The sequence below is a fragment of the Bradyrhizobium sp. 23 genome (genome assembly GCF_023073295.1).
Taxonomy (GTDB): domain Bacteria; phylum Pseudomonadota; class Alphaproteobacteria; order Rhizobiales; family Xanthobacteraceae; genus Bradyrhizobium; species Bradyrhizobium canariense_D.
In genome coordinates, this window is sequence record NZ_JADPJF010000149.1 from 1 (window position 1) to 5,682 (window position 5,682).

A 5,682-nucleotide genomic window follows, 5' to 3' on the forward strand; every position below is an offset into this window, starting at 1 on the left:
CGATCGGTTACCTCAGCCCTGTTGAGTTCGAGCGCAAGGTGGGATTAGCTTAACCCGGTGTCCATCATACCGGCAGCAGCTCACGCCTCGGCTGTACCTGCATTGCAGTCGCCTCCGAGCACTCAATCGCAGCGACGGCGAGCCGCGGGGGAGCGGACCCCCGAGGAGTGACTGGAACCCGATTTATCCTGCGTTAGCGAACGAGCGTAGAGGCTGTGCAGCTCGACTGCCCTGAAGGGAGTGAACTTCACGATCCTCGCGTGGTGAGGCTTGAGCAAGGGGCTTCGCATTCCGCATTTATCTTCGGCTTTCTCGCGCGACAACACGCGCCAGTCAATTATCCGCGCAGAGCGACTGGCCGCCGAACTGATTGAAAATATCGATCGGCTGTTTGCCCCTCTTCCTCTCGATGAGGGAAATAGGGCGCAGCGCGCTCGAGCGGTCGACCAGCGCAAGCGTGTATTGGCGGATTGGCGCAGGCCGCACGCGACAGCAATGGCGATGAGACAGCATGGCGTTCTGAAGCCTTGCCCCACGCTGATGTTCGTCAATGGCGCCAGCGAACTCGACCAAAGCACGACCAGGACTTACGTGATACCTGCGTCATGCTGCTCGATCGGGCTGGCTGCGACTTGCTGATGACCTGCGACATCACTGGGCATTCATACCGAAGCGCGCAGACCATTGTGAAACACTACCGCGCCCGGAAGGCGGCTCAGGCCGAGTCCGGCATCGACTGGCTTGAATTGCAGGTGCGGAAGGAAGGGCTGAACCTGGATCGTCATTCTGTCGGTATTCAGCGGTGCATGGCTCCGGCCAAAGCCTTCGGCTATGCGCGCTCTCGGGCGTGAGAGAGGTGCGCGTGAGCTAGTTCATGTCCGCGCTGCTAGTGGTGACTGCGTTGACGCTGACCCTATGCTTCGGCCTGGCAGCCTCGCGCCAGTCCACCGGCAGGGCAGCCGATTTCACCATTGCCTCCCAAAATTCCAGACTGGGACGCGGATGGGATGCCCCTGAAGACTAATGGCCTCGCCTCGGAAGCAGTAGCATGGCTTCCATTGACGGGGGCTCCCCACCTATCGTGAGCACCGCATCATCAACCGGCAATAAAGGATCTGGAACTATCTTACACGTAGGTTCTTCCGTTCTGATTGGCCACTGGGGGCTAACAGATGACGGATGAACAGCTAGCTCTTCAGGCTGTGAGTGACGCCCAGCGCATTTTGGAAAAATACTTAGAACCGAGGCCCCGGAATAACGAGCGCATCATCTTGGACAAGCTGGTGGAGGTGCTCGAGCGGCCAGATCTTCTGGTCGCTGTTCATCGGATGCAGCGCGGCTCGTAAGCGCGCCGTTGCTGGTCGGCTCGTGCGAATTCGAGCCAGTCCTCAGCAAGCTTTAGCCACGGCTCCGCGTCGACGGGACTGACGGGCTTGCGCCGTCCGTTCCCTGCACACGTCAGCTAACTGGTAGAAGCGAAGTACATCTTCAGACATGCAAAATGACGCGACTAGGCCCATCACCCCGCCTCAAGAGTATCGCCTCTTCCGACACTGCCTGTCGAGTATCTTACATATCATCCTGATTGGGTGACTCCTCGCCCACTGTGCTAACTGGCAACCCCGCCGGCCCGCAGACGCTTTCAAGTGCCGGCTTTGCCGGTTGCCAGCACCATATAGGCAGACGCCGCGTCACAACTCAGCAGGTGGCGTACCAGCCATCAGGAAACGGGAGCGGAGGCCATTCGCCCGCGGTGTCATTCGCGGCCTCCGGCTCGGCGTCGATTGGTCCACCTGCCGAAGGACGCCACGCAGGAGGCGCACCCGGCTCGCGATCATAGGGGTGCTGGTCGGAAGGCGCTGTGCTGCCGAAGTGCATAGACTCTATCGAGGGCATAAGTGCACCCCGCGCTCTTGATATCTCGCAATTAAATAGACAATGCATCTATTAAATATATTAACTGTTTGACTTGTTCAATCGCGAAATGATTGAATAGGTTTGTCCTACGGCGCCCGTGAGCGCGGTATTTTGAGGCCAGCGACCATGTCCTTGGCATTCCCGCACTGGCTGATGATCGCAGGGCAAGGTGACGGCTATATTGGTGTCCTCGTCAGCGGAAAGAAAGCGAACCGGGTTGATCGACCGCCAGGCGAGCCGATCGATGTGCCGGCTTTACCGCTCCTCAACTCGCATGACCCGCAGTAGCTCGCGCGCGTTCCGCTAAGAGCGAGGGTTAGCAATGGCTGTCAGAATTGAATGGGGTCCGCTTGAGGCGATAACGAACGTCCGCAACGAAGCGTGCAAGGCCCGAGACTTCATCATCCAATCCCATGATGGACACGTGCAGGGGCAGATTGTCGTGCCTGACGACGCCGATCAGTTCGTCATGGGGGCATGTGAAATCCGGCTTCTCGAGCTGCTAAAGGACGCCATCAAGGAACTGGAGCGGTGAGAGCGCCGAAGATTGCCGCCAAAGCGAGTACTAAATTCGATACGTGGTCAAAGCGCCCGGCCCGCCTGTGCGAACCGGCGGGCCCTGTCCCAGCCACGCCTACCGTCTCAGATTACCTGCGGACTGCTCGCCCCGATCGCTCACGATCTCGTAGCTCACCTTTGCACCTTCTGCCAAACCACTGAAGCCAGCCTTCTCCACCGCTGAAATGTGGACAAAGACGTCCTTCCCGCCGTCGTCGGGCTGAATGAAGCCATAGCCTTTGGTTGAGCCACTTCACAATACCTGTCGCCACGCACGTCTCTCCTAAATGACCGTCGCCACATGACAGAAGCTGATAAAAACGAAAAGCCCACCAACTTAGGATTTAGTTCAAAATGCGAGTTGGATGAATGACCGCCTGTACTGGGACAGGCGTCATGTTGCCCACATGAGGAAGGCAGCCAACGTGAACCGGCGCCCTCCCGTCAATTTCCCACGGTGGACCAGCAGGGAACGAACACCTCGATAGGGAGCTTGAGAATCTTGCCGGCTCCTCGCGAGCTAACTGAGCGGCCGCGGCCACCCAAAAGTCGGCCTGAAGCCGGAGCAATCTCACTGCTGGCGCCTACACAGCCGGGACGAACTCGTCGGCTTGGAAATGGCCCGCAGTGTGAACCGGCGAATTTTTGTCGCAATCAAATGCGACGCGCTAACGCACTGAGCGCAGATAATGGTCTGGTCGGTTGGCGCGATACATCTCAGCGAAGGCCTTCCCCAACTCTTCCGCCGTATGCTTCGCCTTGAAATTCTCCCATGCGATCATGAACCGCCCCTTCGCTTCATCGAGTGAGCCAGCTTTCCCGAACGGCGGACCGGGAAGCGTCACGATGCACGTCCACAACCAGAACCCCGGGGAGCATTCGTTGGCATAGCGGATGCGCCCGACTAGCTGCCGGTCCTCGTGAACCGTGTAATCATCCAGGCCTATCATCCGCAGTGTCAGAGGCATTGTGGCTTGCCGCAGGGTAGAAACGAAGATAAAGCGCGGCGGATTACATTGTGCCAATTAAACCTCGCCTGACCTGCGCGGCGAGGAACCCGTGTCCTCCACTGCGCCGTTGCTGTCTCGCTAGCTTGCCCAAGCTGGCGGAGCGGCTCCGGCGTACCTCAAAAGCCAACCCTGAAGCCGGGGCCGTCTCTCCGCCATCGGTCTTTTCGGAGCATATGTTGTTGCGCGGCGCACAACGCAGGTCCTACCGCCATAACCCCAGCTTGAGTCACGACCGCGTGCAGGAAACCGTTTCGAGCCTCACACGCAATGACGCGAAACAACGCCCTCCAAGACTGAACGGCATTGACGTCCTCTCGAGGAGAGTAAGATGAGGAAACTATTTTTCGGTGCGGCCTTACTCGCGATCGCATTCGTGGGGTGTTCAACGATTATCTCGGCCGCTCTTTCTGCAGCCCCGGAGCCAAGGCCGCAACATTCTCCGAACGCTTTGCGCCCGCGCTGAAGTCCGCCTCGAGCGGCTAAATGCACTCATAGCCGTTATGAACCTGATCTGGCGGCGCCTTACTTACATGATACTGGCCGGCATGCGGTCTAAGCTCGTGAGAGCAACGACTAAAACGACCGGTGTGACCGGCGGGTCATTTTTCCACTTTGACAAGATAAATCGACCGCACGATGCGGCGAGCTGACTGAGACGATCATGCGTGATCGCGCGCCGCTTCTCATCAGCTGTTAGGTTCTCGCGTCAGTCAAATCGTGACGAGAACAATAATAATTGCGATTTCAACCAGTAACACCGCTGCTGTCATGGTGAAGACGATAAAAACGTAGCCATGCGGAGGATGATCCGCCTCACCATCGGCCAAGAAACGGCCCCTCACATCTCATGGCGTAAGCAGGGGCGGGATGCGGGAGCCGTTTCTCGGTGGCCAGACGCGTTCGTCCGGCGCCAGGCACTCTCAAATTAATTCTATTTTAAATATTGGTCAACATTTAAACTGGCATTATATTATTTATTTATTTAAAAATGGACTCGTGCTTTAAAATCGCCCAGCTTGCCTTAGAGCGAGCGCATCCGTCGTTCCCCATCCTTTGCTGCCTCGCAAGAGAGCAGGACGTATCCCCGGACAAACGCGTGCCGGCCGCTATCGCGCATGGCACGGATTGGATCGAGCGTTACCCATGGATTGCCGCGGCCGCTCTGAAGAACCGCCAGAAGCACTTCGTCGTCGAGGGTGAGGAGGTAGTGCTTGGCGTCGATGACGTTTCCGATTTCAACGCCCTGCACTCTCTGCCAGGCAGCTTCAATTTCCCGTCTCCGTTGGATTTTTTCAAAGATCCGGTGGCTATGGGCAAGCAGATCCTCGCGCAGTTCGACCCGTCGAAGATACTCCCGAAGGCACCGAATCTGTCGATGCCTGACCCCGCCCAACCCTACTGAAGCGGGCCGCGACCTGGACCAGGCTCAATTGCGCTTTCAGCACGAGGACGAGAAATTGCTTCCTCGCTTCTAGTCAGGCAAAACGGCCTCGGGACTTAATGGGGCGGTTTCTGCATCCAGGCTCGTTTGTTTTAGGTTACTGACCCCTCGATAAATCCCCGGCTCCATGCCTATGAACTCACTTCGGAGAACGACACGTATGGCGCACGAACTGCAATTTCTCTTTCTCCACGAGATCACGCAGGAGCAGCCCACTGGAGAGGTTCCGAAGCACGACCCAATCCCGCTCCTGATACTCTTTCTTGATCCTCCCAACCGTGTTTGCTGCAAAGTCTTGCGCAACCCGTTGGCTCCTTCGCTTAGGCCGCCCACATACGCTATGATGAGAACTGTCGGAGCGAAGCCCAGCAGGCACGCGACATCTATTGCTTCTGACCCTGTTGATGCTGTCTTGGTTGTCATCACCTTGAAAGCCAAAGAAAGATAACTGTCTCGGTAGCCGTCGCACGTGCCCTGGAGGGCGGCGAGAAGAGTCCTCGGCTAGGATTTCTGACATTGCGATGCTCGCGCATGAAGCTTCGCATCTCGTGCTGCCGTCCCGTGCAGTCTCGTTCGCTTTACCGCGCAGCGGGGGTCGGCGAGCAAGCATTCGAAATCGATGTGAAGCTTAAACCGAAAGCAGTTCCCGGTCGGCTTACAAATGGAACCAAATGACCGCCATTAAATGAGAAATTTGATTATGTCATATAATCATGATGACTCCATCGCAAAAACGAAAAATATGTTGGGGGAAAA

Annotated in this window: 7 protein-coding genes and 1 pseudogene; 6 read left to right on the forward strand and 2 right to left on the reverse strand. The window is 57.2% G+C overall.

The features are described 5' to 3' along the window. Window positions 1-270 precede the first annotated feature (270 nt). From IVB32_RS37025 to IVB32_RS37045, 5 genes are all read left to right on the forward strand, one after another. Window positions 271-639, forward strand: coding sequence for a hypothetical protein (locus IVB32_RS37025; RefSeq protein WP_143273771.1), 369 nt, complete (start codon window positions 271-273; stop codon window positions 637-639). Beyond that, on the forward strand, window positions 639-851 hold the full coding sequence (locus IVB32_RS37030) for a hypothetical protein (RefSeq protein ID WP_085409711.1): 213 nt from the start codon (window positions 639-641) through the stop codon (window positions 849-851). Before IVB32_RS37025 ends, IVB32_RS37030 begins: the two co-directional genes overlap by 1 nt. A 321-nt stretch (window positions 852-1,172) precedes the next feature. Further along, complete coding sequence (locus IVB32_RS37035) at window positions 1,173-1,346, forward strand: hypothetical protein (protein WP_162847236.1); 174 nt, start codon at window positions 1,173-1,175, stop codon at window positions 1,344-1,346. Between the two features lie 697 nt (window positions 1,347-2,043). Beyond that, entirely contained in the window at window positions 2,044-2,205 is a 162-nt protein-coding gene (locus IVB32_RS37040) for a hypothetical protein (RefSeq protein WP_247366697.1), read from the forward strand. Window positions 2,206-2,239: 34 nt separating this feature from the next. Continuing rightward, window positions 2,240-2,452, forward strand: a complete 213-nt coding sequence (locus tag IVB32_RS37045; protein WP_018456774.1) for a hypothetical protein — start codon at window positions 2,240-2,242, stop codon at window positions 2,450-2,452. A 99-nt stretch (window positions 2,453-2,551) separates the two neighbouring features. Here the strand turns inward: IVB32_RS37045 and IVB32_RS37050 are convergent. Together IVB32_RS37050 and IVB32_RS37055 are read right to left on the reverse strand one after the other, a co-directional pair. Continuing rightward, a pseudogene (locus IVB32_RS37050) lies at window positions 2,552-2,747 on the reverse strand (cold-shock protein). A gap of 396 nt (window positions 2,748-3,143) precedes the next feature. After that, window positions 3,144-3,443 (reverse strand): hypothetical protein, encoded by a 300-nt coding sequence (locus IVB32_RS37055; protein WP_247372064.1) that lies wholly within the window; start codon window positions 3,441-3,443, stop codon window positions 3,144-3,146. A gap of 1,138 nt (window positions 3,444-4,581) precedes the next feature. Here IVB32_RS37055 and IVB32_RS43240 point away from each other — a divergent pair. Further along, complete coding sequence (locus tag IVB32_RS43240; RefSeq protein WP_338014018.1) at window positions 4,582-4,887, forward strand: hypothetical protein; 306 nt, start codon at window positions 4,582-4,584, stop codon at window positions 4,885-4,887. Window positions 4,888-5,682: the final 795 nt, after the last annotated feature.

What these genes read in the sequence shown, in the direction of transcription:
- IVB32_RS37030 (WP_085409711.1), top strand. Translation starts at nt 639, where the DNA reads ATGACCTGCGACATCACTGGGCATTCATACCGAAGCGCGCAGACCATT.
- IVB32_RS37035 (WP_162847236.1), top strand. Translation starts at nt 1,173, where the DNA reads ATGACGGATGAACAGCTAGCTCTTCAGGCTGTGAGTGACGCCCAGCGC.
- IVB32_RS37040 (WP_247366697.1), top strand. Translation starts at nt 2,044, where the DNA reads ATGTCCTTGGCATTCCCGCACTGGCTGATGATCGCAGGGCAAGGTGAC.
- IVB32_RS37045 (WP_018456774.1), top strand. Translation starts at nt 2,240, where the DNA reads ATGGCTGTCAGAATTGAATGGGGTCCGCTTGAGGCGATAACGAACGTC.
- IVB32_RS37055 (WP_247372064.1), bottom strand. Translation starts at nt 3,443, where the DNA reads ATGCCTCTGACACTGCGGATGATAGGCCTGGATGATTACACGGTTCAC.